The sequence below is a fragment of the Virgibacillus salexigens genome (genome assembly GCF_014905415.1).
Taxonomy (GTDB): Bacteria; Bacillota; Bacilli; order Bacillales; family Amphibacillaceae; genus Virgibacillus; species Virgibacillus salexigens.
This window is the reverse complement of sequence record NZ_BNEO01000210.1, coordinates 1-290: the sequence shown is the minus strand read 5'-3', so window position 1 is coordinate 290 and position 290 is coordinate 1. Positions and strand designations below refer to the sequence as shown.

Genomic DNA, 290 nt, shown 5'->3' with positions numbered 1-290 from the left:
ACATGCATATTACTTACTGCTCCAATAACAGTAGGATAGGCGCCAAGGACAAGCAACACAAATGACCCACTTATTCCAGGTAAAATCATAGCACTACTTGCTATAAAACCGGAAAAGAAAAATAAAATATAGGTTGACATATTCATTTCCGTAATCACTGGCCCTTCGCCAGCCTGTAAGAAGACCATAGAACCAACCAGAATCGCACCAATAATTAACAATACAATATGGTTTGCTTTAAATTTGCTCTTAGCTTCGGCCTTATGTAAAAGATACGGAAGGACTCCAAT

The 290-nt window shown here is 38.3% G+C and carries 1 protein-coding gene; it reads right to left on the bottom strand.

The genetic code is table 11. The features are described 5' to 3' along the window. Positions 1–290: undecaprenyl phosphate translocase family protein (locus JKP73_RS22880; protein WP_200412062.1), on the bottom strand; the 290-nt coding region annotated here is incomplete at both ends.